Genomic DNA, 26,594 nt, shown 5'->3' on the forward strand with positions numbered 1-26,594 from the left:
TAAGATATTCTACTTATTTTAATTAAAAATTTATTGATATTTTTTAAAAACTCAAATCAAATATCTAAAAAATTATATTTTATCCAATTTCACACTCACTTCACTTAAAAATTTTATAATGTCATCACTTTTTAAAAAAGGAGATAAAATGAAAAAAGGTATTTTAATCGCATCAGCACTTCTAACAGGTTCTATGCTTCTTGCAGATAGTGTAAAACTTCAAGGTACTATAGCAGAGGTTTATGATAATAATAAAACTTTACTTATAGATTCAATCTATGGTGGACAAATGGCTGTAAGAATACTGCCAAATACTGAAATTGATATGGATAATTGTGGAATTTTTGGGATAGATAAACATGGAAAATTTAAAGACCTAAAAGTAGGAGATTTTCTTGAAGTAAAACTTTACTATCCTGGATATACATCTAATCCTACTCAAGCGCCTACAATTCCTGTAGCAAGAGAAATTGAAATAGAATGCTACAAAAAGGCTTATTAATTTGCTTACTTTTTAGTAAGCAAGCTTAATTTCTTCAAAATTTAAACTTTTTTTAGCAAGGAATTTGTAAAATAGTACTTAAATTTATTTAAGGAAAAAAGATTGAAAAAACTACTTATAATTCCTATTATCGTATTCTTTTGCTTTATTATACAAATTTTTTACATGGGGCATATTAATGAAAGTTTTTTTTATAATCTTACTCAAACACAAAATCCCTATTACGAGATAAAAAATGTAAATTTCCATAAAGGTTTTTTAAATTCAAAGGCTGATTTTACCATAGAAGATAAGTATAATTTAGGTTTAGTTTCAAAGCTTGATTTTAAATTTAACAATAATTATTTTTCAAAATTTATAGCACAAGGAAAACTCAGCAATCCTTTTAAACTCTTAGACGATAAATTGCACAATAAAGAATTAGCTTGGTTTAAGATACAATCTATTCAAAATGATATAAATGTATCAATTCAATTTCAAGATATTAATTTAAGCAATGAAGGTGGAAATGCATTATGGGAAAATGTTTTAACTGAAATTTTACTAGATAAAGATTTAAAAATTAAAGCTATTTATTCAAAAATAGGTCAAGTTGATTTTTCTCAATTTTATGCAAAATTCTATCTAAAAAACCTAGACCATCAACAAAAATTTGAAAAACCTATATCGTTTTCTAATTTAATACAATTTAACGAAAGTGTAGAAGAGTTTAAATTTGATTTTTGCGAAATCAATAATCATACAATCTCTTCATTTTATAATAAAAATATCATTTATTTTGATGATGATAATCAAACCTTGAAAATGCATTCTCAAGGCAAAGCAAATAATCTAAGTATAGATTTAACTTCTCAAATTTATCAAAGTATTGATTTTGATCAAATTCATTTTGATCTCATTTATAGTCAAAAAAAACCTGATATTTCTGATGATAAATTGATTTTTAAACCTTCCAATGAAGAATTAAACTTGCAAATACAAAATATCACTTTAAAAAAAGATAATCAAGATATAAACATCGAAGGAAATATCTTTTTATCAATGCAAAGTCATAAAGCTCATATTCAAATTTCTAGTTTAAAATCGCCCGATGAAATCTTTACTTGGGGACAATTTTTTGGAGGCTTAAATCAATACTTTATAAAGAATGAAGAGGGTATGTTTATCATGGATCTTCATTATGATAGTGATGCTAAAACTCGACTTAAAATCAATGGCAATGAATTTACGGATATAAATTTAAACTGATGAGTTTAGCTTTAAATTTTCGCCCCAAAACCTTAGATGAAATTCTAGGTCAAAAAGAGCTCGTAGAAGTATTTAAAAAGTTTATCAGTATGCAAAAACTTCCTCATAGCTTATTTTTTGGACCTGCAGGATGTGGAAAAACAACCTTTGCTAGAGTTGTAGCTAAGGACTTTGGACTTGATTTTTATGAATTTGATGGTGGAAATTTCAAACTTGAAGATTTAAGAAAGATCATAGAAAATTATAAAAATAGTCTTTATAAACCTCTTATTTTTATCGATGAAATTCATCGTTTAAGCAAAACCCAACAAGAAATGCTTTTAATTCCCATGGAAAATTATCGTTGTATTATTATAGGTGCAAGCACTGAAAACCCTTATTTTGTTTTAAGTTCAGGTATTAGAAGTCGTTCTATGCTTTTTGAATTTAAAAATCTTGGGCAAAAAGATTTAGAACTTTTATTAAAACGAGTGCAACAAGAAATAGCATTTACAATAGAAGATAATGCTAAAGAATTTTTACTAAAAAGCTCTGATACTAGAGCCATGCTAAATTTACTTGAATTTGCTTTGGTTTTAAATGAAAAAGAAATCACTTTAGAAAATTTAAAAAAACTTCGTAATGGGGTAAATAGCGAGGGAGTAAGCTCAAAAGATACTCATTATATTTTAGCAAGCGCTCTTATTAAAAGTTTGCGAGGAAGCAATGTGGACGCTGCTATATATTATCTTGCTCGCTTGATCGATGCAGGGGAAAGTGCTGATTTTATCGCTAGGCGTTTGATTATCTTTGCAAGTGAAGATATATCTAATGCCGATCCTAATGCCTTAAATTTAGCCGTTTCTACTCTTACTGCAGTAAAAAATATCGGCTATCCTGAAGCAAGGATTATACTTTCTCAATGCGTTGTTTATCTAGCAAGCGCTCCAAAATCAAATTCAAGCTATAACGCTATAAACAGGGCTTTAGACTATGTAAAAAACAATCCCGCACTTGAGATCCCTAATTATTTAAACAATAATCACCCCGAAAAGAAAAACTACCTTTATCCGCATCATTTTGGTGGATGGGTAAAACAAAACTATCTTAGCGCAAATTTAAAATTCTACGAAAGCAAGGGCATAGGAGAAGAAGCGAGATTGCTTGAAAATTTAAACAAATTAAAAAACATCAAGTCCTGATTTCTTATAAAAAATTTACAAAATAAATGTTAAAATGCAATTTTATTTTTAAGGAAAAAATAAGACAATGATAAACATAGGAATTTATGGCGCTAAAGGGCGCATGGGCAAACAGATTGAAGAATGTTTAAAGAGTGAAAATAAAGCAAAAGCAGCTGCACTTTTTGATAAGGGTGATAATTTAGAAGAATTTTTTGAAAAAAGCGATGTTATCATTGACTTCTCATCTCCAAATGGTACTCACGAACTCTTAAATTACGCAAGAACAATGCCAAAACCTCTAGTAATTGGCACAACAGGACTAGATGAAAAAACTCTACATTTAATGCAAAATGCAAGTGAGGTAATGCCTGTTTTTTATGCGACTAATATGTCTTTAGGAGTTGCGGTTTTAAACCATCTTGCTAGCAAAGCAAGCCAAATGTTAAGAAATTTTGATATAGAAATTTTAGAAATGCACCATCGCCACAAAAAAGACGCTCCAAGTGGCACTGCTATGACTTTAGCACAAGGTGTAGCAAAAGCTAGAAATTTGGATCTTGAAAAAGTAAGAATAAGCGGAAGAGATGGCATTATAGGCGAAAGAAGCAAGGATGAAATTGCTGTGATGAGTCTAAGAGGTGGCGATATCGTAGGACGCCATACTGTGGGCTTTTATGAAGAGGGTGAATTTTTGGAATTAAACCATACTGCAACCTCAAGAGCAACTTTTGCTAAAGGAGCGATTAAAATCGCTATTTGGCTTAATACACAAGAGCCAAAAATGTACTCAATTAATGATTTTTTAGGAATTTAAAATGTGTGCAGTAGTAGGAGTTATAAATTCAAAAAATGCAAGTACTTATGCTTACTATGCTCTTTTTGCCATGCAACACCGAGGACAAGAGGCAAGTGGCATTAGCGTAAGCAATGGTAAAACTATCAAAACTATCAAAGCCAAAGGTGAAGTGAATCAAATTTTTAATCCTGATAATCTAAAAACCTTAGAGGGCGAAATCGCCATAGGACACAATCGCTATTCTACCGCAGGAAATTCAAGCTTAAATGATGCTCAACCCGTAGCTGCGACTTCAGTTTTAGGAGATATTGCTTTAGCACACAATGGAAATTTAGTCAACAAAGAAAAAGTAAGATCAAGACTTATCGAAGATGGAGCTATCTTTCAAACCAATATGGATACTGAAAATGTCGTTCATCTCATAGCAAGAAGTAAAAAAGAAAGCTTAAAAGATAGATTTATTGAAAGCTTGCAAGAATGTATAGGGGCTTATTGTTTTGTTTTAGCAAGTAAAGATAAACTTTATGTTGTAAGGGATCCTTATGGGGTGCGTCCTTTATCTTTAGGGCGTTTAAAAGATGGAGGCTATATCGTAGCAAGCGAAACTTGCGCTTTTGATCTTATAGAAGCAGAATTTATACGCGATGTTAAACCTGGAGAAATGATTATTTTCACTCAAGGAAATGATAAATTTGAAAGTATAGAACTTTTTAAACAAGAGCCTAGAATTTGTGCTTTTGAATATATTTATTTTGCTAGACCTGATAGCATTATAGAAGGAAAAAGCGTGTATGAGATACGCAAAAAAATGGGCGAAGCTTTGGCAAAGAAATTTACTCATGGTGCTGATTTTGTAGTGCCTGTTCCAGATAGTGGCGTAAGTGCTGCCATAGGCTTTTCACAATATTTAAAAATTCCACTTGAAATGGCTATAGTTAGAAACCATTATGTAGGTAGAACCTTTATCGAACCTACCCAAGAGCTTAGAAATTTAAAAGTCAAATTAAAATTAAATCCTATGCATAAAGTTCTAAAAGATAAAGAAATTGTCGTAATAGATGATAGTTTGGTGCGTGGAACAACTTCTAAAAAAATCATTTCCCTACTTCGTGCTGCAGGTGCAAGTAAAATTCACTTGGCCATAGCTTGCCCTGAAATTAAATTTCCAGATACTTATGGGATTGATACTCCAACCTTTGAAGAACTCATTAGTGCTAATAAAAATTTAGAAGAAGTGCGCGAATATGTAGAAGCAGATTCGCTTAGCTTTTTAAGTATCGAAGAATTAACTCAAAGTATAGGAGATGAGAGAAAATATTCTTTAATTAGCTTTGATGGAGATTATTTTATTAAATAATCTCTATTTTACATAAGAGGGATAAGTAAAGAAAAATAAATGTGTTAAATTTAAACCATAATGAAAAAATACACTAAGCCATAAACTCTTACTATATCTCCAAGCCATTCCATAAATCAAACCTGCCAAAGAAGCAAATATTATCATCAAAATACCTGCTTTATAATGCGCCACTCCAAATGCCAAACTCGCAACTAAAAGCGCTCCTACACCCCCTATCAAACCTTGTAATCTTTGTTGTAAATAACCCCTAAAAAATGCTTCTTCAACCAAAGCAACCAAAAATAAATTAGAAAATAAAAAATACACTATCCAAGAAGGAAAGCCTATTTCCATTTTAATTACACCCAAATACCAAGGGATGGATAAAAGTAAAAAAGGACTTGCAAACAATAACATTGCTTGAAATAATTTTGGTTTTATTCTATTTAAATTCTCAAACAAACTTGGCATAAGTAAAAAGAGTAAAAAAACACCCAAAGGCTTATCAAAACTAAAATACAAAGTAAAAGCGCTGCTATGCTCACTTGCATGAACTTTATCTAGAATTTTTACATTATTAACACCTGGAATAAAATGCAAAAATAAAAGCAAACAAAATGCCACTATCAAAAGCTCTAAAAATATATTTTTATTATTTTTATAATACAAGGACAATAAAAAAAATACACCCATAAAAGCAATAAAACTTATTTCTATGATATTATAATAATAAGCCAAAATTCCACTTATCGCCAATACCATAAAAGATAATTTTGTTTTTTTAAACGAAAGCAATGTTAAAGCTAAGGCTAATAAGATAAAAATTGTAATCATATTTTATTTCTCTTTTTGAATTTCATTGAACTTTGCAAAAATAGTATCACTTCAAAAATTAAATATCTATAAAAATCACTCACATAAGTGATTGGAAAAACTCAAAAACTTATGTCAATCATAAGAAATATTTTTTAAAAAAATATGAATTTATTATAAATAAACAATTTAATTTTTAAAATACATTTAAATTTTATTGATAATAAAATCTCAGCCCTATCAATTTGAAATCATAAGGAATAATATAGAACTATTAAATATTTATATATAGAATAAAAAATATCTTATTAATGAATAATTAATAATTTTAATAATAAAATAATACTATTATAATTATTATCAAGGATTGACAATGAAAATTTTCATTTCTTTTTTTGTCTTGGCGACATGTTTATGGGCTAAAGAAATAGCCTATACAGATGAAGTTGTATCACTTTATCTTCATAAAGACGATACTAAAGTTACAGGAAGGCTTTTGCCCACAAATCCTTTTGAAATTCTAAAAAGTGATGGAGATAGGGTTTTGATAAAAGTTGATGGATATGTAAATCCTAAAGCTCCTTCTGTAATTTATTTTAACGATTCTCAAAGAATCATTGTTGCTGCTTTTTCCAAAAATACAAAACTCAATTTCTCACAAATAAGTGCAGGAAAAAATGGTAAATGGGATAAGGTGAGCCTTGAAATTTGGGCAGATAAAAAAGATTTTGCCAAAGACAATAAAGAAATGTTAAATCGCGCAAAAAATCTTTTTGCTGAAAATTGCGGAATTTGCCATGCTTTACATCCTGAAAAAGAATTTACTGCTAATGCTTGGCCTGCTGTTTTTCGCTCTATGGCAGATAGAACAGGAATTGATAAAAAAGATAGATGGCTAGTAATACAATATTTACAAAAAAATGCAAAAGATTTTAAAGCAAAATAAAAAGGAAGGGCAATGTTAGATAGAAGAAAATTTTTAAAAATTGGTGCAGCATTAAGTACTTTACCCCTTATTCCAACTTTAGGCGCAGGAAAAAGTGTAGAAGCTACAAAAGTAAGTCTTGGACTTGTCAAAAATGGTGAAGTCATCACAGCGGCTCATTGGGGGATTTTAAAACTTACCATAAAAGATGGTAAAATCGTTAAAAGTGAACCTTGGGAAAAAATCACCAAGATGGACAACCCTTTACAGCATTACACTGCAGATATGGTTTATAAATCTCGTATAAAATATCCTTATGTACGCAAATCCTATCTTCAAAATCCTGACAATCCTAAACCTGAACTTCGCGGAAAAGATGAATTTGTGCGTGTAAGTTATGATGAAGCTGTAAAACTCATCGCAAAAGAACTCAAAAAAACAAGAGAAGCTAAGGGCACAAGTGCTATTTTTGGTGGAAGTTATGGTTGGAAATCAAGTGGCAATATGCAAAATGCTAGAATATTATTGCATAGGTTTTTAAATGTTACAGGTGGTTTTGTTGGCGCTACTGGAGATTATTCTACAGGGGCTTCTCAGGTTATTATGCCTTATGTGGTTGGTTCAATTGAAGTTTATGAACAACAAACCTCGTGGGAAAATATCTTAGAACATTCTAAATATGTTGTTATTTGGGGTGCTGACCCAATTTCTACCCTACGCATTGCTTGGACTGCATCAGAACAAAGAGGCTTAGCTTATTTTGAAAAACTTAAGGAAAAGAAAATAAAAGTTATTTGTATTGATCCTGTAAGAACTGATACAGCTAAATTTTTAAATGCAAAATGGGTAGCGCCACGCCCAAATACCGATGTAGCTTTAATGATGGGTATGGCAAGTCATTTGATTGCCAAAAATAAAGTTAATTATGAATTTTTAGAAAACTATACTATAGGTTTTGATAAATTTAAAGATTATCTTGATGGAAAAGAAGACGGTATCAAAAAAGATGTCAAATGGGCAAGTAAAATTTGTGGTATCGATGAAAAGACAATTAAAAATTTAGCTGAAATTTTCTATGATAATCCTACTATGATTATGAGCGGATGGGGTATGCAAAGAGCTCATTATGGTGAGCAGCCACACTGGATGCTTGTAACTTTAGCTTCTATGATAGGACAAATCGGTACTAAAGGTGGTGGTTTTGGACTTAGTTATCATTATAGCAATGGAGGTGTGCCAACTTGCAAAGGTGGAGTAATTGGTGGAATCAATGCAGGAAGTTTAGGCATTTGGAAAAATGGTAAATTTCAAGGTTTGGCTAAATCAAATCAAGCAAGCGGTGGCGCAGAATGGCTTCAAAATGCTGCAAGTTACTCTTTCCCTGTAGCAAGAATAGCAGATGCTTTACTTAATCCTGGCAAAACCATAGATCACAATGGTAGCAAAATTACTTATCCTGATATTGATTTTATCTACTGGGTAGGTGGAAATCCACTCGTACACCATCAAGATACCAATACCAATGTAAAAGCATGGCGAAAACCTCGCACTGTAGTAGTAAATGAAATTTATTGGACCCCAACAGCAAAAATGGCAGATATTGTAATGCCTACAACTTCATCTTATGAAAGAGATGATATTACTATGAGCGGGGATTATTCTAATATGCATATAATACCGATGAAACAAGCAGTTGAACCAGTGGGTGAAAGCAAAGATGATTATATAATTTTTGCTGATATATGCAAAGTTTATGGTCAAAATGTATACAATGCTTATACAGAAAAGGGTAAAAAAGCAAAAGACTTCATCAAAGAATATTATGATAGTGCTTTAAAACAAACTCAAAGCTTTGGCGAGGCTTTTGCTACTCCTATGCCAAATTTTGAAGAATTTTGGGCAAAAAATGAACCTATTACCTTTGAAGCCACTGCAGAAAGCTTAGAATGGACACGTTTTTCAGAATTTATAGAAGATCCAATCCTTAATGCTTTAGGCACAGAATCAGGCTTGATTGAAATTTATTCTCAAACAATCAAAAATTACAATTATAATGATTGTAAAGCGCATCCTACTTGGTTCGAACCGATTGAATGGCTTGGAAATGCTACTAAAGAAGCACCTTTTCATCTACTCACAAACCACCCAAAAGATCGCTTGCATTCTCAGCTTTGCCACACAAGCTTAAGAGAAACTTATGCGATAAAAGATAGAGAGCCAATTTTAATAAATACCAAAGATGCGAAAAAACTTGGTATTAAAAATGGCGATGTTGTAAGAGTCTTTAACAAACGCGGAGAGGTCTTAGCAGGTGTAATTGTAAGTGATGATATCATGCAAGGTGTCGTAAGACTATGCGAGGGTGCTTGGTATGATCCTGATGAAAATGGACTTTGCAAATGCGGAAATGCAAATGTCTTAACCATAGATATTCCAAGTTCAAAACTTGCAAATGGTAATATAGCACATACAGGACTTGTAAATATAGAAAAATTTACAGATAAGCTTCCGACTCTTAGTGCTTTTAGTGCTCCAAAAGGTGCTATTTAACTCTATCTTAAAGAAAGTCTTTTAGGACTTTCTTTACTAATGATCACAATACCCCTTGTAAATAATAATTCAAAGTTATACAAAAAACAAAATGTTTATAAATTTACACTCAATTACTATAAAAAGAAAAACTTTCTTATTTTCACAAATTTTTCAGTATAATTAAAAAATATTTTATAAATAAAGGTAAGAAAATAATGCAAACAAATACATTTGCTAAATCAGTTAGCATATCAACAAGACTTACACTTTGGATAGGAATTTTAGTTGTATTAATTTTAGCAATTACAAGCACAGTTAGCTACTATGAAGCTAAAATTAAGACTTATGAGCTTTTAAAAGAAAATCAACTTAAAACCATGGATGATGTTGGTGCCATATTTGAAGCTTACGGTGCTTCAAAAAGAAATGGAGTTCAAAATTTGGCAAATCAATTAAATCAAAATCCTGATATGAGCGAACGTGAGCTTATGAATTTAATCCAAGCTCTTAAAGATTTAAATGGTTATGATTTAGTTTATGTAGGTTTTGAAGATACAGGAAAAAACTATCAATCAAATAATCAAATTTTAGATATTTCCAAGGGTTATGATACAAAAAATCGTCCTTGGTATAAGCAAGCCAAAGCAGCTAAACAATTTATCGTAACAGAACCTTATAAGTCCGCAGATAGTGGAAAAATAGGAATTACCTATGCGGCTCCTTTTTATGATAAAAATGGAAATTTTAGAGGTGTTGTAGGTGGAGATTACGATTTGGCTAAATTTTCCACAGATGTTCTAACAGTAGGAAAATCACAGCATACTTATACTGCTGTAATAGATCCAGAAGGAACCATACTTTTTAGAGATGATATAAGTCAAATTTTTACAAAAACTGACTTAAGTATTAATGTAGCTAATGCAATTAAACAAAATCCCTCTTATCTAGATCCAAATAATAGAGATGTATTATTCCATGTAGAAAATGACAAAGGTGTTAATTATGCTATTATGTGTAACGCTACTTATAATCCTCTATTTAGAATTTGCACAGTAACAGAAAATTCAGTTTATACCAATGCTGCAAATGAAATTTTATATCAACAAGTAATTATAGGTATTGTTGCTATCATAATAGCATTAATTCTTATAAGATTTTTAATCAATAGAAGTTTCTCCCCACTCGCCTCTATCCAAGCAGGACTTAATTCTTTCTTTGGCTTCATCAACCATAAAACCAAAGATATTTCTACTATTGATGTAAAAACTAATGATGAATTTGGTCAAATCTCTAAAGCCATCAACGAAAACATCCTTGCTACTAAACAAGGTTTAGAACAAGATGCTAAAGCAGTAAAAGAAAGTGTTGAAACAGTAGGAGTAGTAGAAAGTGGTAATCTTACTGCAAGAATTACAGCTAATCCTAGAAATCCACAATTAATAGAACTTAAAAATGTTCTTAATAGACTTTTAGATGTTTTACAAACTAAAGTAGGATCAGATATGAATGCTATTCATAAGATCTTTGAAGAATATAAGTCTTTAGACTTTAGAAATAAACTTGATAATGCTAGTGGTAATGTTGAAATCACTACCAATGCTTTAGGAGATGAAATCGTTAAGATGTTAAAACAAAGTTCTGACTTTGCTAATCACTTAGCCAGTGAAAGTTCTAAACTTCAAAGTGCAGTTCAAAATCTTACTTCATCTTCTAATTCTCAAGCAGCTTCTTTGGAAGAAACAGCTGCTGCTTTAGAAGAGATTACTTCTTCTATGCAAAATGTTTCTGTAAAAACCAGTGATGTTATCACTCAATCTGAAGAGATTAAGAATGTTACAGGTATTATTGGAGATATTGCAGATCAAATCAATCTTCTAGCATTAAATGCTGCTATTGAAGCTGCAAGAGCAGGAGAACATGGTAGAGGATTTGCAGTTGTTGCAGATGAAGTTAGAAAGCTAGCTGAAAGAACTCAAAAGTCTTTATCTGAAATAGAAGCTAATACTAATTTATTGGTTCAATCTATCAATGATATGGCAGAATCTATTAAAGAGCAAACTGCAGGTATTACTCAAATCAATGAGAGTGTAGCTCAAATTGATCAAACTACTAAGGATAATGTAGAGATTGCTAATGAGTCTGCTATTATTTCTAATACTGTAAGTGATATAGCTAATAATATACTTGAAGATGTGAAAAAGAAAAGGTTTTAATTAGAGACTGATATATAAAATTTAGATTGATATGCGAGTATCAATCTAAAGATTTTGATTTGTTGATGAAATTTACATTTCTATATTTATGAAATTATTTTAATACAAAATAAGATTATTTAAGATTAGGATTAGGTAGCGTTGCGCTAGAACTTCCCATATTAATATTTTGCTGCACTGCACTAGGGGCAACATTAGCATCAATTTGACTTAAAAGTCTTATAGTTTCTTCAAATTCAAAGCTTTCCTCAGGATTTTGTCCTAAAAATTTTTGCATAAATTCCTTTTTAGCTATGGCTTCATCAAGCTCCTTATCACTACCCTTTTGATAAGCACCGATACGAAGCAATACTTCATTTTCTTTTAAAAGCGAATTTAAGCGTTTAAATTTTCTAGCCCAAAGTTTGTGTTCAGGACTTATGATATCGCCCATTACCCTTGAGGCTGAATTTTGTATATTAATAGGAGGATAAATTCCAAAATCCGTAAGCTCACGACTTAAAACAATATGCCCATCTAGGATAGAACGGCTTTGATCAGCAATAGGATCACTCATATCATCTCCATCAACTAAAACAGTAAAAAATGCCGTTATAGTTCCTTTACCTTCTTCTTTTCCTGTTCTTTCCATGAGTTGAGGCAAGAGGCTTAAAACACTTGGAGGATAACCTTTTGTAGTAGGAGGCTCACCAAGAGCAAGTCCTATCTCTCTTTGTGCCATAGCAAACCGCGTTACGCTATCCATGATAAAAAGTACATCTTTGCCTTGTTCTTTAAAGTATTCAGCCACGCTCATAGCACAAAATGCTCCATATTTTCGCATTAAAGCACTATCATCACTTGTTGCAACGATAATTACTGTATCGTCAAGCTTTCCACCTAAATTTTTTTGTATAAATTCAGGAATTTCGCGCCCCCTTTCACCTATAAGTGCGACTACCTTGATAGGGGCTTTTGAATTTTTAACTATCATACCCATAAGGGTAGATTTTCCTACACCACTTCCTGCAAAAATGCCTAATTTTTGCCCCACACCACAAGTTAAAAGCGCATCTATGGTTTTAACTCCCACAGGAAAAACTTCTTCTATAAGTCCTCTTTTCATCGCATCAATAGGTGCACGCATGATAGGCATATATTTAGTTGCTTCTATAGCACCCTTGCCATCTTTAGGGCGCATAAAAGGATCCACTACCCTTCCTAAAAGCTCATCGCTAACGCCTATTTGCATTCCTGCATCACTTATAAAAGCACGGTCGCCTATTTTAAAACCTTCTATGAAAGAAAAAGGGCTTAGATAGCTAAATTGCTCTTTGATTTCAACAACCATAGCTAAGGTGTTTAAATTTTCATTTTCATTTGAAACAAGTTTAATGATATCGCCAACACCTGTTTTAAGTCCTCGAATTTCTATACTTGTAGCAGAAATTTTAGTGATCTCTCCAAAAACAGCACTTAAATTTTCTTTGCCAAGTTTAGAACGAAGTTTTTCTAAATTCATCAAAAACGAACTTGCTTAGGAGAATTAATGAGTGAAAAAAATTCTTCGCGTGTTTTTTCATTTTTTAAAAAAAGTCCGCGAAGAGCCGAAGTGGTAGTAGTAGAATTTGCTTTTTGCACCCCACGCATTTCAACACACATATGTCTTGCTTCTATAACCACACCAACGCCTTTTGCACCAACATTTTCCATCAAAGCTTCAGCAATTTGTTCGGTAAGTTGTTCTTGAATTTGAAGTCTTCTCGCATATACTTCTACAAGACGCGGTATTTTGCTAAGCCCAACCACTTTTTGATCAGGGATATAAGCCACATGTACGCGACCAAAAAAAGGTAAAAGGTGATGCTCACAAAGACTATAAAACTCTATATCGCGCACTAGAACCATTTCGTTATTTGAGCTTTCAAATAAAGCATTATTTAATATTTCTTTGACATTTTTTTTATATCCACTTGTTAAAAACTCATAAGCTTTAAAAACACGATTAGGCGTCTTTACAAGTCCTTCTCTAGTTGGATTTTCCCCTATGATTTCAAGCATAGTTTTTACGCAATTTTCAAATTTTTCTTGCAAATTATTCTCCGTATTTTTTTCTTAGCTCATTTTAACATAAAATGCTTTAAAATTTTATGCAACTAATAAGGAAAAATTTGCTATGATTGAAGCAAATTTTATTTTATAAGGAAAAATGTTATGGAAGTAAAAGCAAAGCAATTAGACTCTGTTAATGCGACTGCTAGTGTAAAAATTCCTTCAGGGATGATTAAAAGCGAAGTAGAAAATTTAGCTAAAAAAGCTTCTAAAAATGTAAAAATGGATGGCTTTAGACCAGGAAAAGTTCCTGTTGCTGCCGTGCTTAAAAGATATCAAAAAGAATTGACTCAAGATGCAGAACAAAATCTTTTTAAATCTGCCGTTGATAGTGCTTTAAAAGAATTAAAAAAAGAAGTAAAAGAACTTGTAGGTGAACCGTATTTTGAAAAATTTGATCGTCAAGATGGAGAAATTGTTGCTGAATTAGCTCTTTCTTTTAAACCTGAATTTAAACTCGATGGCTATGAAGAATTGATTCCTGAGTATCAAACTCCAAAAGTAACTAAAAAAGAAATTGATGAAAAAAAAGAAGAATTATTAAAACGCTTTGCTACTCCTGAAGCTATTAAAACTAAAAGAGCTTTAAAAGAGGGTGATTTTGCAAAATTTGATTTTGAGGGTTTTGTAGATGAGAAAGCTTTTGATGGAGGCAAGGCTGAAAATTATGTTTTAGAAATAGGCTCTAAACAATTCATACCAGGCTTTGAAGAAGGTATGGTAGGAATGAAAAGTGGGGAAGAAAAAGATATAAAAGTAACCTTTCCTAAAGAATACGGCGCAGCACATTTAGCAGGAAAAGATGCAGTATTTAAAGTAAAATTGCACGAAATTCAAGAGTTAAAATTACCTGAACTTGATGAAGAAACACTCAAAAAACTTTTACCAAATGAAGAAAAACCAACAGTTGAACTTCTAGATGAAAAACTTAAAGAACAAATCAAAAACGAAAAGCTTTTCAAGCTTGTAAATGATGAACTAAAAGCTAAATTTGCTGATGCTTTAATTGAAAAATACAATTTTGACTTACCACGCGGTATAGTAGAGCAAGAAACTGATATGCAATTCCGCAACGCATTTAACACATTCAGTGAAAAAGAAATTGAAGAACTTAAAACAAGCAAAGAAAAATATCAAGAAAAACGCGATTCTTTCAAAGAAGAAGCACAAAAAAGTGTAAAACTTACTTTTATCATTGATGAGCTTGCAAAACTTCGCAAAATTGAAGTAAATGATCAAGAATTGATCCAAGCAATTTATTTTGAAGCTTATCGCTATGGAATGAATCCAAAAGAACATTTAGAAAATTACAAAAAACAAGGGGCTTTACCTGCAGTTAAAATGGCTTTGATCGAAGAAAAACTTTTCAGCGATATTTTTATGCCAAAAGCTGATAAAGCAAGTAAAAAAGAGAAAGAAGATAAATAATGTACATACCTTATGTAATCGAAAAAACAAGTCGCGGTGAAAGAAGTTATGATATTTATTCGCGTCTTTTAAAAGATAGAATTATTATGCTAAGTGGCGAAATTCACGATGAACTTGCCGCTTCTATCGTAGCACAGCTTCTTTTTTTAGAAGCTGAAGATCCACAAAAAGATATATATCTTTATATCAATTCTCCAGGTGGCGTGATCACAAGCGGTTTTAGTATCTATGATACTATGAATTATATCAAGCCTGATGTTTGTACTATCTGCATAGGTCAAGCTGCATCTATGGGCGCATTTTTATTGAGTTGCGGAACAGAGGGCAAGCGTTTTGCTTTGCCTAATTCACGCATCATGATACATCAGCCTTTAGGTGGTGCAAGAGGACAGGCTACGGATATAGAAATTCAAGCTAAAGAAATTTTAAGATTAAAAGCTATACTTAATGATATCTTGGCAAAAAATACCAAGCAAAAAGTCGCTAAAATAGTAAAAGACACAGAAAGAGATTTTTTCATGTCAGCACAAGAAGCTAAAGAGTATGGTTTGATCGATAAGGTTTTAGAAAAAAGTTTTAAATGATTAAAATCATTTAAATAAAGGTTGTTTATGGTTAGAAAAATTATCACTTATCCTAATTCTAGACTTTTTTTAAATTCTGAACCTGTAAAGCAATTTGATCAAGAACTTCATACTTTACTTGATGATATGTATGATACTATGATTGCTAGTCAAGGAGTGGGTTTGGCTGCTATACAAGTAGATATCCCACTTCGTGCATTGATCGTAAATATTTTAGATGAAAATGAAGAGCAGAAAAAAGAAGATTTACTAGAAATTATCAATCCGCAAATCATTCCTTTAGATGAAGAAAAAATCACCTGCACCGAGGGTTGCTTAAGTGTGCCTGACTTCTTTGAAGAAGTGGAGCGTTATAATCATATCTTACTCAAATATCAAGATCGCTTTGGAAATTTTAAAGAATTAGAAGCTCAAGGATTTTTAGCTGTGGCCATCCAGCATGAAAATGATCATCTTAATGGTCATTTATTTATAGAAAAGATTTCTTTTTTAAAAAGACAAAAATTTGATAAAGAATTCAAAAAGAAACTTAAAAATCAAAAAAAACCTAAATGAAAAAATTAAAATGTGTAAGCTTTGATGAGAATTTAGATATCATCGATGTAGAATCTACATTTACAAGAGGCTTACCTAATTTAAGCATAGTCGGACTTGCAAATATTGCAATCAAAGAAAGTATCGAGCGTATCAAAGCCACACTTTTAACTTGCAATTTTTCATTTCCTGCTAAAAAAATCACCATCAATCTTAGCCCTTCAGGAATTCCAAAAAAAGGTTCTCATTTTGATTTAGTTATCGCTACACTTATATTGTTGCAAAATGAAGACTTTGATGATTTTTTTGTGGTAGGCGAGCTTGGTCTTGATGGAAGTATCAAAAGCACCAATGAGCTTTTTTCTTTGCTTTTATTTTTATCCACAAAGGTAAAAAGTGCAAAAGTTGTAGTCCCAAAAAATATAGCTCTAAAAGCTTCTATGATACCCAATCTAGAAATTTACGGACTTGAGCATTTAAATGAAGTGATTGAATTTTTTAAAGAAAAAAACTATGAGAAATTCAAATTCACCCAAAGCCATCCTTTATTTGCAAATCCTTTGATTATAGAAAATGAAATTTTTATTAAAAATCATCATTTTGAACTTGATTTTAAAGATATCAAAGGACAAGAAAAAGCTAAAAGAGCTTGTTTGATAGCAGCACTAGGCATGCATAATATACTTTTTGAAGGAAGTCCAGGAAGTGGCAAAAGTATGTGTGCAAAACGCCTTGTTGAAATCATGCCTCCACAAAGTTTAAATGAGGTTTTAATGCAAAATGCTTATATGTCTTTAAATTCTAAAGATTGCGAATTTACGCAAAAAAGAGCCTTAAGACACCCTCATCATACCTCTACAAGAGCTAGTATTTTTGGTGGTGGAGCAAAAAATGCGAAGATAGGTGAAATCGCTCTAGCTAATGGTGGAGTTTTATTTTTTGATGAATTTCCTCATTTTAACAAACAAATTATCGAAAGTCTAAGAGAACCTCTAGAAGATCATAAAATTCATATTTCAAGAGTCAATTCAAAAACCACTTATGAAACTAAATTCAGTTTTGTTGCCGCTCAAAATCCTTGTCCTTGTGGAAATTTATTTTCTAAAAATCTGTCTTGCGTTTGCAGTGAAAATGAGATTAAAAGATATAAAAATCACATTTCAGCCCCTATTATGGATAGAATTGATCTTTATGTAGCTATGGATGAGATCAGCAAAGATGACAAATCAAGTATAAATTCAAAAGAAATGAGCGAAAGAATTTTAAAAGCTTTTATCTTTGGCAAAAAACGCGGCCAAAAAGAATTCAATGGCAAATTAAGCGATGTAGAATTACAAAAATTTTGTATTTTAGAAAAAGATGCCAAGGATACTTTGGATTTAGCTATTTCGCGCTATAATCTTTCGCAAAGAGCTTTAAATAAAATTTTAAAAGTTTCAAGATCTATTGCCGATTTTGAAGAAAAAGAACTTCTTAATAAAAATCATATTTTAGAAGCTTTGAGTTTTAGGATAAGGAGCTAAATTGGAAAATAAAAGCATAGCTATTTTTATTGATGCGGAAAATATACCCGCAAAATACGCAAAAAGTATTTTTGATATCGCTTCGGATTATGGTGAAATAATTATCAAGCGTATTTATGGAGATTGGACTCAAAAAAATATTCAAGCTTGGAAAGAGCAAATTGCCGAGTATTCTTTAATCGCTATGCAGCAGTTTAATTTCGCAGCAAATAAAAATTCAAGTGATATGTGTTTAATCACTGAAATTATGAGTATATTTTATGAGAAAGATATTGATATTTTTGTCATTGTTTCTAGCGATAGTGATTATACCTCGCTCATTCAAAAGCTAAGAGAAAACAAAAAGCAAGTTATAGGAATGGGTCTTGAAAAGTCTATAAAATCTTATGTAAACGCTTTTAGTGAGTTTTTTTACCTTGATCAAGATGAAAACAAAAAAGAAGATATTTTAAGCAAGGATTATTTAAGAGCTTTGATCAATATCACAGAACAACTCATCGATGAAAAAGGACGCGCCGAATACGCACAAATTCGCACCAATATGAACCGCAAATATTCTGATTTTAACCCGCAAAATTATGGCTTTAAAAATTTTCGTGCTTTAATTCAGAAATTTTTACCTAAAATGAAAAAATTTGAAGAAGAGCGAGAAAAAAATATTTATTTTCTGGTGAAAAAAGATTATGAAAACTGTTACTGATGATATTAAAACTTTAGAACAAAATGCTATAAATAAAGGCTTAGATGAGCTTATTTTAATGGAAAACGCAGGATTAAATTTAGCTAAGCTTATCAAAAAAGAAGCAAAAAAAATTCGCAAACAATACAAGATAAAGAAAGTAAAAATACTTTTTTTATTGGGCGGAGGCAATAACGCTGCTGATGGCCTAGTAGCTTTAAGAAATTTAAAGCATGCAAAAGCTTATAAACTAGGCTTTAAAGAAAATGAAATTTTTAAAAAACAAGAGCAGATTTTAAAAAATTTTGGTTTTAAATTTGCAAAAAAAGAGCCTAAATTTAAAAAATTTCATATTGTTGTTGATTGTATCTTAGGCACAGGAACAAACCGCGAAGCAGATGAAAAAACAAAAGAAATTTTAGAAAAAATAAATCAAAGCAAAGCTTTAAAAATCGCTTGTGACATACCTACAAATTTGGGTTTTACTCCTTGCTTTAAAGCTGATATTACGCAGTGTATGGGAGCTTTAAAAGAAATTTTGCTTGAGGATTTTGCTAAAGAATTTGTAGGCAAAATCAAACTCGCAAACCTAGGTATCAATGCTAAAAAATTTAGTCTTGATTCCAAGGCTTTTTTACTTGAAGAAAAAGATTTAAAAACCATAGAAAGAAATACAAGCTCCAATAAAGGAAATTTCGGTCATATCTATATAATAGCTAGTGCAAGTGCAGGAACCCTAGCAGGACTTGGAGCTTTAAATTTTGGCAGTGGGCTTGTATCCTTAGTCGCAAAAAAAAGTTTTTCACCTCTTTTAATGTTAAAAGAAAAGATTGAAAACAATGCAAGTGCCATTGCCTTAGGTATGGGACTTGAAAATTTAGATATTTTAAAAGATGAAATTTTGCAAAATATTCCTTTGGTTTTGGATGCAAATTGCTTTTTAAGTGAAGCTGTGCTTTGGTATCTAAGCAGAAAAGATGTAGTCATCACCCCGCATCCAAAAGAATTTATAAGACTTTATAAAATGTGTTTTGATGAGGATTTAAGTATAGAAGATTTGCAAAGAAATCGCTTTTTTTATGCTAAAAAATTTGCACAAAATTATGATTGTGTTCTTGTTTTAAAAGGTGCAAATCCTATCATTATACAAAAAGAAAAAATCTTTGTTGTAAATCTTGGAAATGAAGCTTTAGCAAAAGGCGGAAGTGGCGATGTTTTAAGCGGTATGATAGCTGCGCTTTTAGGGGTAAAATTCAGCGCTTTGGAAGCGGCTAAAAATGCTTGTTTAGCACACGCTCTTGTGGCTAAAAAATATAAATTTAACAAAAACAGCTTTGATGCGATAAAACTTATAAAAGGATTAAAATGCTTGTAAAATTAGCGGTACTTTTTAGTGGAAATGGAAGTAATTTACAAAATATCTTAGAAAAACTTCATAAAAAAACTATAGGTAAAAACACCTATGAAGTCGTGCTTTGTCTTTGCAATAAAAAAGATGCTTATGGGATACAAAGAGCTAAAAACTTTGGCCTTGAAAGCGTGATTATCGAACACAAAGATTATAAAAACAGAGAAGAATTTGATGAAATTTTGGTAAAAAAAATCAAAGAAAGCGGAGCAGATCTTACTATCTTAGCTGGATTTATGCGAATTTTAAGCCCTGTTTTTACAAAAAATATCAAAGCAATTAATCTTCATCCATCTTTACTACCCCTTTTTAAAGGAGCTCATGCTATCAAAGAAAGCTATGAAAGCGATATGAAAGTAGCTGGAGTGAGTGTGCATTGGGTAAATGAAGAATTAGATGGAGGGAAAATCATCGCTCAAAAGGCTTTTGAAAAACAAAATTTAACCTTTGAAGAATTTGAAGCAAAAATTCACGCCCTAGAGCATGAAATTTTACCCTTAAGCGTAGTAGAAATTTTTGAAAATTGTCATTAAGTTAAGATATTTTATCGCTAAATTTTAGAAAATTAAATTTACTTGAGTGTTTTATCGGTATTTACTTTTAAAATCCTCAAGAGTATATAAAAATCTTTGATTCTTCCTGCTTAATTTTTCTAGCCTATCGAGCTTTAAAATTTTTAGATATATAATAAATTTTTTATATTTGTTATTTGCTTTGAAGTTATAAAATTACACTTTAAAAAATTTCAAAATTTTAAGGAAAGTTATGTTCGAGTGGGTTTTTAGTGCTGAAATGTGGATCGCTCTAGCAACTTTGATTGGCTTAGAGATTGTTTTGGGGATAGATAATATCATTTTTATCGCTATTTTGGTAGGAAGACTCCCTAAAGAAAAAAGACAAAGGGCAAGAATTTTTGGTTTGAGCTTGGCGATGATTACGCGTTTGTTATTGCTCCTTTCTTTATTTTGGATTATGAAACTTACAACCCCGCTTTTTAGCGTATTTTCACAAGAAATTTCAGGAAGAGATATTATTTTGATCTTAGGTGGATTATTTTTGATAGCAAAATCTACACTTGAAATTCATCATGATATTGATAATGCTGGAGAAAAAAGTGATGAAGAGGTTTTAAAAGAGGGAGCTAAAAGAGGATTTTTTAGCATATTGATACAAATTGCTGTTTTAGACATCGTTTTCTCTCTTGATTCGGTTATTACTGCTGTGGGTATGGTTAATAATATAGAAATTATGATGATTGCAGTGATTGTAGCTGTTTTTGTAATGATGCTTGCAAGCAAAAGTATCTCAAATTTCGTTGATGATAATCCAACGATTAAGATTTTAGCCCTAGCATTTTTGATTTTAGTTGGCGTAACTTTAGTTGCCGAAGGTTTGGATTTTCATATTTCAAAAACTTATGTATATTTTGCTATGGCTTTTTCTTTGGGTGTAGAATCCATCAATATCTATATCAAAAAGAAGCGCTTAGCTCAAGAAAAATCTTAGAAAATGATGATAAAATATACAATGATATAAAAATTTAAAAAGGAAAAAAATGCCTAAAGATGCAAATGGAACAGAATTAAATGCTGGAGATAGCGTAAGTGTGATAAAAGATTTAAAAGTTAAAGGTGCTAGCACTACTTTAAAACGCGGAACAACGATAAAAAATATCAAACTTACTTCTAAAGAAGGTGAAATTGAAGCTAAAGTAGATAAATTTGGCGTTATTGTGCTAAAGACTGAATTTTTAAAGAAAATTTAGGCAAAAACTTGCGTATTTTACTTATTTTAAGGGGGAATTACTACGCAGGACAAGAAGAATTTATCAAAGAAAATCGCTTAAAAGATTACACTCTTGATCTAAATTCTTTGCGTTTGCTTTCAGGAAGTGTAAGTAAAATCGTAAGTAAATATAAAAATTTAAATCTAAAAAATGATGAAGAATTATATAAAATTTTACTTCAATTTTTAGAAATGCGTATGCAAAAAGGTGAATTTTGCATCATTAACGCTTATAATGAAACCCTTAAGGTTTACAAAGAGCTAGCTAAACAATATCGCTATAATGTTTATGTTATAGATTTTAAAAGCTCTTTAGAAGAATGTCTTGAAAAAAATGAACAAAAAGCCAAAGAGCGTGGCTATATAGTCTCACAATCACTTTTAAAAAAAACCCATCACCTGCTTGAAAGAATTCCTAAAAAATATACGATTTTAAATCCTAATGATTGGAAAAAATGCCTTTATCAAATGCCTAATCTTAGTAAGTATAGGAAAATTCACCACATAGGTGATATTCAAGGCTGCTTTAGCGTCTTAAAAGAATATCTACAAGAGCTCAAAGATGATGAATGCTATATCTTTTTAGGGGATTATATCGATAGAGGCATAGAAAATGGCAAGGTCTTAAAATTCTTGCTTAAAATTTGCGAAAGAGAGAATGTATATTTACTTGAAGGAAATCACGAAAGACATTTGATAAAATGGGCCAATGGAGAACTATCAAGCTCTAAAGAATTTAACGAAAATACACTCAAAGATTTTAGAAAAGAAAAACTCACGCCTAGGGATGCTAGAAAATTCTATCCTTACTTAAAAGAATGTCTGTATTATAAATTTCATGAAAAACAAGTTTTTTGCTCGCATGGCGGGGTAAATTTTTTACCTTCTAAGGCTTATCAAATAAGCTTTATGCCAAGTTATGATTTTATTTATGGCGTAGGAAATTATGAAGAGAGTCAAAAAGTAGCAAGTCAGTTTTGTGAATTTACAAAAGACAATGTTTATCAAATCTTTGGACATAGAAACCGCACAAAATTGCCTATGCAAATAGAAAAAAGAGTATTTTTGTGCGAAGGTAAAGTAGATGATGGGGGACATTTGCGTATAGTAACTTTAGACAAAAAAGGTTTTGAGTGTATAGAACTTAAAAATAAAGTTTATAGAAAGAAATAAGCCAAAAAAGGCTTATTCTTCATCTTTGTTGGTTTTTTTAACCACCTTAACACGCTCTATAGAATTACCATCCATTTTTTTAACTTCATAGTAACAAAGCTCATCTTCAATGCGATCACCCGCTACGGGCAAGCGTCCTAGAAGATTAAACACATAGCCACCTATCGTTACTTGCTCTAAATCCTCATCATAGCTTATCAAAAGCATTTCTTCAACGGTTTCTATATCGCAACGACCTTGGAATTCATAGATATTTTCAGCAAGTTTTTTATAGCTGTCTTCCTCATTTTCACTTTTAATCTCACCGATAATTTCTTCCATGATATCTTCCATGGTTAAAATTCCAGCTGTTCCACCGTATTCATCAATCACAAGTGCAGTGTGAGAACGCTCTTTATTCATCATCACAAGAACTTTTGAAATGCTAATATTTTCAGGAACTAAAATCAAAGGCTTAACAAAAGTATCTAAATTTTCACTCTTATCACTAAGCTCATTTTGTACTATATCGCGTATATGTATCATACCTAAAATAGTATCTTTAGAACCATCTATATATGGAAAACGCGTATGCTTATGATCGCAAATGATTTGCATATTTTCAGCATAAGTTTTTTGTTTATTTAGACAAATCATATCTTTACGAGGTGTCATCACTTCTTTTGCAACAGTATCTGAAAAATCAACCGCATTGCGGATAATTTCAGTTTCAAATTCATCTAAAACACCGCCTTTTTGGCTTTCGCTTGCTATGATTTTAATCTCTTCTTCACTATGAGTTAACTCGCTTTCTTTGGCAGGCTTGATACCAAAAAGCTTCAAAGTCATAGCCGCAAGAAAATCAAAAATTTTAATACAAGGCAAGAAAAGTATCCAAAACCAATGAAGAGGCCTTGCTACCCAAAGCACAGCTTTATCTGCAATAGCAATTGCAATGCTTTTTGGAACAAGCTCGCCTAAAACCACATGCAAAAGAGTGATAATACTAAAGGCGATAATAAAAGCTATAGTATGGATAATAACTCCATTAAATCCAAGATTTGCAAGAGGAATTTCCAACATTTTTGCTATAGCAGGCTCACCTATCCAACCAAGGGCTAGCGAACTTAAAGTAATTCCTAGCTGACAAGCACTAAGATAGGTGTCAAGTCTTGAAGTAACTTCTAGTGCTTTTTTAGCACCTACTTTTTTTTCCTTAACCATTTCTTCAAGTTTTGAACGACGCACTTTAACAATACTAAATTCAGACAAAACGAAAAAGCCATTTAAAAGCACTAAAGCTAGTGCAATGACAACCATAAGTATAGAATATCCTGCATCAAAAGACGCTGTAGGTAAAGTTTGGTTTAAATCTAAAACCTGACTGGGGTCCAATAAAAGCTCCTTATAAATAAAATACTTAATTATACACAATTAAAAGTAAAATTTTAGCTTAAAAATTATTTTTAAGCTAAAATTAATTTGCATTGGAGTTTAATTTAAAGCATGAAAATGCTTAAAATTCTGATTATTTTTTGTGCTACATTAACCCTATCTATTGTCTATGCTCCACAACCTATAGCACCCTTATTGTCTAATTATTTTCATGTAAATTTGCACCAAATTTCTTGGATAATCAGTGTTACGCTTATTCCCTTAGCAATCGCACCTTTGGTTTATGGTTATTTACTTGAAATTTTTTCCTTAAAGAAAATTCTTGTTGTTTCTTTATTTTTATGTTCTATTTTTGGTATTATTGGAAACTTAAACGATAATTTTTATTTTTTTCTATTTCTTAGATTTTTACAAGCTCTTTGTATACCTGCTATACTGACAGCACTTCTTACCTTGCTTAGTCGTTTAGAAAGCGACAATATACAAAAAAACATAGCCATTTATGTAGGTGCTACAACTTTTGGTGGTTTTGTTGGGAGGGTTTTTGGAAGTTTTTTGAGCGATCTTTTTTCTTGGCATTTTGCCTTAAATTTTTTTAGTATTTTAATGATGGTTTGTGCTTTTTTATTTTTATTTTTTAAAGAGCATCCTATAAGCTTAAACACTCAAACTTCCTTGAGGGATTTTTTACCCTTTATCAAAGAACTTAGATTTATGGTGATATTATTTTGTGTTTTTACTATCTTTTTCTCTTTTCAAAGCATAGTAAGTTTTTTACCTTTTCATCTTAAAGAAAGTATAAAAGATATCACTCAAACACAAATTGGACTTGTTTATTTGGGATTTTTAACCGGAGTAATAAGCTCACTACTTATAGGTAAAACCATAGAAATTTTAGGCTCAAAAATTCGCACAGCTATATTTGGATTTTTAGTTTTTATAACGGGTTGTTTTTGTATGATAGTAGGGAATTTTTATTTTGCCTTTTTTGCTATGTTTGTATTTTGTAGCGGAATGTTTATAAGTCATTGTATATTTTCAGGGATTTTAAATTCGATCGCGGATAAAAAAGGCTTAGCCAATGGAATTTATTTAACATTTTATTATAGTGGGGGCGCTTTGGGTTCTGTATTGCCAAGTTTTTATTATGAAAGTTTTGGCTGGGAATTTTTATGTATTTTCACAGCCTTTTTACTTTTCATCGCTTTGATAATTTTTGGCAAATTTAGACATTTTTATAAATGATTTTTGTTTTTATTTTTCGCGTATTCGATATTTTTTTCAAATTCTTTTAAACGCTTATATATACTTCTAAGTTGGGTGATAGTTGTCCAATTTGTGATAAAAACACTAAAAGAACTTCTTACTTGATCAAAAGCATTATTAATTTGCATTACAATACCAAGTCCTATAGCTCCCGCAAAAAGTCCTGGAGCCATGATTAAAAATGGAACGATAACTATCATTTGCTCAAATAAAATCAACCAAATATTAAAATATCCATAGTGCAAAAAAAGTCTTTTATAATTGAATTTAAGTCCCGTAAAAAGCTCTATCATGGTTTCATTTTTAGCGTATTCTTTGCGGTTATCTTCAGCATAAACAAGCTCTTTTCTAAAAGCTGCTTCGGCTTTTTGATTGTTGTATTCAAGTCCTGGAAGTTTAATTCCTACAAACCACGATACGATCAATCCCCCCAAAGAAATCAAAAGCGCGACATAAACAAGCAAACCATCGATGTTTTTTAAAAAATAAAAGCTAGAATTCTCACTTAAATTTGCAAATAAAGCCTTGCTTACAACATCGCTTAAAGTCCATAAAATCGGTATAAAAGCTACAAGAGTCATTAAAGCTCTTATAAAACTAAGTCCTAAGCTTTCTACAATTTTAGAAAAATTATAAGTATCTTCTTGAATTCTTTGCGAACTTCCTTCTATGTTATCATCCTTATTTTTCCAAAATTTCAAATAAGAAAAAGTCATAGCTTCACGCCACTTAAAGGCGTAAACACTAGCAAAATAAATATTAATCGTTGCGATTAAAACATAAGGAATAGCAATAGCTAAAAATACTAAAATCAAAGCATAAAAATCACTCGCAGAATAGCTTTCTTTTTCAATCATAGCCCTAGAATTAAAAAAATATTCCAATAAACTTTGATAATAATAAAGTGCGCCTTTATTGATAAAATTAGCTTTTTGGAAATTTTCTTGTGCTTTTTGATTGGCCTCTTGGATCAAGCTTGCATTATTTTCGAAATTTTCTTGTGCTTTTTGTGTTGAATTAGAATCTAAAAGTTCTATTTTTGGTTTTTGTAAAACATTATAAAAATCACTATACCATGAATTGATCGCAACATTTAAACTTGTTTGCATATACAAGAAAAACAATAGCAAAAAAAGCCCCAAATAAGCCCATAAAGCCCATTTTTTACTTGCAAAAAACGAAGAAAACATACCACCGCCTTAATCTCAAAACGAAAAT

The 26,594-nt window shown here is 31.2% G+C and carries 24 protein-coding genes; 19 read left to right on the forward strand and 5 right to left on the reverse strand.

The genetic code is table 11. The features are described from left to right. Positions 1 to 148 precede the first annotated feature (148 nt). The 5 genes from AAID94_08040 (at position 149) to purF (ending at position 5,066) form a co-directional block, all read left to right on the forward strand. Positions 149 to 502 (forward strand): hypothetical protein, encoded by a 354-nt coding sequence (locus tag AAID94_08040; GenBank protein ID XAK23776.1) that lies wholly within the window; start codon positions 149 to 151, stop codon positions 500 to 502. Between the two features lie 102 nt (positions 503 to 604). After that, entirely contained in the window at positions 605 to 1,750 is a 1,146-nt protein-coding gene (locus AAID94_08045; protein ID XAK23777.1) for a hypothetical protein, read from the forward strand. Next, positions 1,750 to 2,931, forward strand: coding sequence for a replication-associated recombination protein A (locus AAID94_08050; GenBank protein ID XAK23778.1), 1,182 nt, complete (start codon positions 1,750 to 1,752; stop codon positions 2,929 to 2,931). Before AAID94_08045 ends, AAID94_08050 begins: the two co-directional genes overlap by 1 nt. Positions 2,932 to 2,998: 67 nt before the next feature. Continuing rightward, positions 2,999 to 3,727, forward strand: a complete 729-nt coding sequence (gene dapB / locus AAID94_08055; protein XAK23779.1) for a 4-hydroxy-tetrahydrodipicolinate reductase — start codon at positions 2,999 to 3,001, stop codon at positions 3,725 to 3,727. 1 nt (position 3,728) lies between these two features. Then, positions 3,729 to 5,066, forward strand: a complete 1,338-nt coding sequence (gene purF / locus AAID94_08060) for an amidophosphoribosyltransferase (GenBank protein XAK23780.1) — start codon at positions 3,729 to 3,731, stop codon at positions 5,064 to 5,066. A 3-nt stretch (positions 5,067 to 5,069) separates the two neighbouring features. Here the strand turns inward: purF and AAID94_08065 are convergent, their stop codons facing one another. Further along, positions 5,070 to 5,882, reverse strand: coding sequence for a CPBP family intramembrane glutamic endopeptidase (locus tag AAID94_08065; GenBank protein XAK23781.1), 813 nt, complete (start codon positions 5,880 to 5,882; stop codon positions 5,070 to 5,072). Positions 5,883 to 6,234: 352 nt separating this feature from the next. Here AAID94_08065 and AAID94_08070 point away from each other — a divergent pair, with 352 nt between their 5' ends. The 3 genes from AAID94_08070 to AAID94_08080 all read left to right on the forward strand — a co-directional run bounded on the left by AAID94_08070 (position 6,235) and on the right by AAID94_08080 (position 11,531). Next, on the forward strand, positions 6,235 to 6,807 hold the full coding sequence (locus tag AAID94_08070; GenBank protein XAK23782.1) for a cytochrome c3 family protein: 573 nt from the start codon (positions 6,235 to 6,237) through the stop codon (positions 6,805 to 6,807). A gap of 12 nt (positions 6,808 to 6,819) precedes the next feature. Next, positions 6,820 to 9,336, forward strand: coding sequence for a molybdopterin guanine dinucleotide-containing S/N-oxide reductase (locus AAID94_08075; protein XAK23783.1), 2,517 nt, complete (start codon positions 6,820 to 6,822; stop codon positions 9,334 to 9,336). Between the two features lie 197 nt (positions 9,337 to 9,533). After that, positions 9,534 to 11,531, forward strand: a complete 1,998-nt coding sequence (locus AAID94_08080) for a methyl-accepting chemotaxis protein (protein ID XAK23784.1) — start codon at positions 9,534 to 9,536, stop codon at positions 11,529 to 11,531. Between the two features lie 115 nt (positions 11,532 to 11,646). On the opposite strand, the gene fliI is transcribed toward AAID94_08080, so the two are convergent. Further along, complete coding sequence (gene fliI / locus AAID94_08085; protein ID XAK24799.1) at positions 11,647 to 13,032, reverse strand: flagellar protein export ATPase FliI; 1,386 nt, start codon at positions 13,030 to 13,032, stop codon at positions 11,647 to 11,649. Next, complete coding sequence (gene folE, locus AAID94_08090) at positions 13,032 to 13,604, reverse strand: GTP cyclohydrolase I FolE (protein ID XAK23785.1); 573 nt, start codon at positions 13,602 to 13,604, stop codon at positions 13,032 to 13,034. Before folE ends, fliI begins: the two co-directional genes overlap by 1 nt. A gap of 120 nt (positions 13,605 to 13,724) precedes the next feature. Between folE and tig the strand changes: the two genes are divergently transcribed. The 10 genes from tig (at position 13,725) to AAID94_08140 (ending at position 22,736) form a co-directional block, all read left to right on the forward strand. Continuing rightward, on the forward strand, positions 13,725 to 15,050 hold the full coding sequence (tig, locus tag AAID94_08095) for a trigger factor (protein XAK23786.1): 1,326 nt from the start codon (positions 13,725 to 13,727) through the stop codon (positions 15,048 to 15,050). Next, on the forward strand, positions 15,050 to 15,634 hold the full coding sequence (clpP, locus tag AAID94_08100) for an ATP-dependent Clp endopeptidase proteolytic subunit ClpP (GenBank protein XAK23787.1): 585 nt from the start codon (positions 15,050 to 15,052) through the stop codon (positions 15,632 to 15,634). The genes tig and clpP overlap by 1 nt, the downstream gene beginning before the upstream one ends. Positions 15,635 to 15,661: 27 nt before the next feature. Next, positions 15,662 to 16,189, forward strand: a complete 528-nt coding sequence (gene def, locus AAID94_08105; protein ID XAK23788.1) for a peptide deformylase — start codon at positions 15,662 to 15,664, stop codon at positions 16,187 to 16,189. Then, complete coding sequence (locus AAID94_08110) at positions 16,186 to 17,691, forward strand: YifB family Mg chelatase-like AAA ATPase (GenBank protein XAK23789.1); 1,506 nt, start codon at positions 16,186 to 16,188, stop codon at positions 17,689 to 17,691. Before def ends, AAID94_08110 begins: the two co-directional genes overlap by 4 nt. 1 nt (position 17,692) lies before the next feature. Continuing rightward, positions 17,693 to 18,391, forward strand: a complete 699-nt coding sequence (locus AAID94_08115; protein ID XAK23790.1) for an NYN domain-containing protein — start codon at positions 17,693 to 17,695, stop codon at positions 18,389 to 18,391. Then, positions 18,375 to 19,745: a bifunctional ADP-dependent NAD(P)H-hydrate dehydratase/NAD(P)H-hydrate epimerase gene (locus AAID94_08120; GenBank protein XAK23791.1), complete on the forward strand. Its 1,371-nt coding sequence runs from the start codon at positions 18,375 to 18,377 to the stop codon at positions 19,743 to 19,745. The genes AAID94_08115 and AAID94_08120 overlap by 17 nt, the downstream gene beginning before the upstream one ends. Next, the gene (gene purN, locus AAID94_08125) at positions 19,736 to 20,311 is read left to right on the forward strand and encodes a phosphoribosylglycinamide formyltransferase (protein XAK23792.1); all 576 of its coding nucleotides are present in this window, start codon (positions 19,736 to 19,738) and stop codon (positions 20,309 to 20,311) included. Before AAID94_08120 ends, purN begins: the two co-directional genes overlap by 10 nt. A 232-nt stretch (positions 20,312 to 20,543) precedes the next feature. Beyond that, positions 20,544 to 21,284, forward strand: coding sequence for a TerC family protein (locus AAID94_08130; protein ID XAK23793.1), 741 nt, complete (start codon positions 20,544 to 20,546; stop codon positions 21,282 to 21,284). Between the two features lie 49 nt (positions 21,285 to 21,333). Further along, positions 21,334 to 21,543, forward strand: a complete 210-nt coding sequence (locus AAID94_08135; protein ID XAK23794.1) for an alkylphosphonate utilization protein — start codon at positions 21,334 to 21,336, stop codon at positions 21,541 to 21,543. A gap of 8 nt (positions 21,544 to 21,551) precedes the next feature. Then, complete coding sequence (locus AAID94_08140; protein ID XAK23795.1) at positions 21,552 to 22,736, forward strand: metallophosphoesterase; 1,185 nt, start codon at positions 21,552 to 21,554, stop codon at positions 22,734 to 22,736. 12 nt (positions 22,737 to 22,748) lie between these two features. Here AAID94_08140 and AAID94_08145 read toward each other — a convergent pair whose 3' ends face one another. Next, a complete protein-coding gene (locus tag AAID94_08145; protein XAK23796.1) occupies positions 22,749 to 24,110 on the reverse strand; it encodes a hemolysin family protein in 1,362 nt (453 codons plus the stop codon). Between the two features lie 117 nt (positions 24,111 to 24,227). On the opposite strand from AAID94_08145, the gene AAID94_08150 reads away from it, so the two are divergent. Further along, positions 24,228 to 25,355 carry an MFS transporter gene (locus AAID94_08150; GenBank protein XAK23797.1) on the forward strand — a complete coding sequence of 376 codons (1,128 nt, stop codon included), beginning with the start codon at positions 24,228 to 24,230 and terminating at the stop codon, positions 25,353 to 25,355. Here AAID94_08150 and AAID94_08155 read toward each other — a convergent pair. Continuing rightward, on the reverse strand, positions 25,346 to 26,566 hold the full coding sequence (locus tag AAID94_08155; protein XAK23798.1) for a putative transporter: 1,221 nt from the start codon (positions 26,564 to 26,566) through the stop codon (positions 25,346 to 25,348). The two genes, AAID94_08150 and AAID94_08155, sit on opposite strands and share 10 nt — an antisense overlap. Positions 26,567 to 26,594 lie beyond the last annotated feature (28 nt).

The sequence above is a fragment of the Campylobacter coli genome, from assembly GCA_039516895.1.
Classification (GTDB): domain Bacteria; phylum Campylobacterota; class Campylobacteria; order Campylobacterales; family Campylobacteraceae; genus Campylobacter_D; species Campylobacter_D coli_B.